Source organism: Vibrio sp. 1F263 (assembly GCF_041439035.1).
Lineage (GTDB): Bacteria > Pseudomonadota > Gammaproteobacteria > Enterobacterales > Vibrionaceae > Vibrio > Vibrio tasmaniensis_A.
In genome coordinates, this window is sequence record NZ_JBGONI010000120.1 from 1 (window position 1) to 1,449 (window position 1,449).

At 52.0% G+C, this 1,449-nt stretch carries 2 protein-coding genes; both read left to right on the forward strand.

Features of this window, described 5'->3' with window-relative positions; translation table 11 throughout:
• On the forward strand, positions 1-235 hold a 235-nt coding region (locus tag ACED25_RS23370), incomplete at its 5' end, for a type-F conjugative transfer system secretin TraK (RefSeq protein ID WP_371696264.1).
• Positions 225-1,449 (forward strand): TrbI/VirB10 family protein (locus ACED25_RS23375; RefSeq protein WP_371696266.1); only part of this gene is annotated, 1,225 nt, incomplete at its 3' end. The genes ACED25_RS23370 and ACED25_RS23375, both read left to right, overlap by 11 nt.

The window sequence follows — 1,449 nt, forward strand, 5'->3', positions numbered from 1 at the left end:
ACCCAAAGATGAAGCGTCACTGGCCATCATCCCTCAAACGGTCTTCGTGGGCCGTCATTATTCTGGGGTGGTTTATCAGCTCAAAAATCAAAGCCGCAGTGACATGGCGCTGACCACCGCGCAGTTCTACAGCTATTCCGCACGCTCAGCCGCGCTCGATGCCTATCAATTAAAACCTGGGCAAACTACCACGCTCTATCTCATTACTGGAGGAGGCGCCACCCATGCTCGATAAACAAAAAGACGCCTTGGGCCGTTTTAAGAAACGCGTCTTCAAAGACACCGACGGGGACTTTGAAGACGGCGGCACGATCAATGCCGTGACAAGAAAGCGCAATCGCACCATTACGCTCACGGTATTGCTGATATTGACCGCCCTGGCTTTTGTTGTTTGGCGGTTAACACTGTCTCCCCAAGCGCCAAGCAAGGGCATTCAAGATGTCGGATTTGGCGCTGTCGTCACCGATGATTTTACCGACAAAGACAACCAGTCCGCCCTGACGTTTCAACAAGACAAAATCAACCAAATAGAACAAAGCTTAGCGCGGTTTGAAGGCACATTAAGTCGCTTTGGACAAAGCTTAACCTCTGAGTTAGAGAACATTAAAAAGGCCAATGAGCGCGATACAAAATCGCAACTGACAGAGCTTGAGCAGCAGATGCAACAAAAGCTCGATGAAGTTGACGCGCTCAAGGCGCAGCTTGAGACGCAATTAGCCTCAACCCTCAAGGCAGGCGATCCTTCGACTCAACACGGCATCGAGACCAACCAGGGAGACACCTTTGGCCAATACAAACTGCCCCCAAGACCGGCCATTAATAGCAACATGGATAACGCCAAGGTGAATGAGTTCCAGTACCAAGAGCAAGATGATGTGGCCTTTAGTGGTGATGCCTTTGATAGCTTTGAATTTCACTGGCAAGCCAGTGTCGAGGAGAAACAATCCCGTCGCACGACCGATAACTACGTGCCAACCGGCACCTTTGTGACCGCCGTAATTACCGGCGGCGCTGATGCTAATGGGGGCGTCTCTGGACAAGGGGATACCTCACCGATTGTCTTTCAGACAGTCAATCAGGGGGTCTTACCCAACGGTCAGGCCTCTAAATTGAAGGATTGCACGATCACCGGCGCCGTCTACGGTGAGATCTCATCCAGCCGCGGCGTCGCTCGCACCAGTAGAATGAGCTGCATACAACCCAATGGCGATATTCTCGATATCCCCGTCAATGCGACCGTGTTTAACTTTGGTCGCAATGGTATTCGCGGTACCACCATTTTGAAAAACGGTAAGATCGTTCAAATGGCCGGCATTGCGGGGATCTTGCAAGGCGTAGGGGATGCAGGTAAAGCGCTGGCACAAACCACGACACCGACGGCGCTCGGCCCAAGTCAAAGCATCAACAGCGATAAAATTGGCTTGAATCTGCTTGGCGGCGCCACGGAGA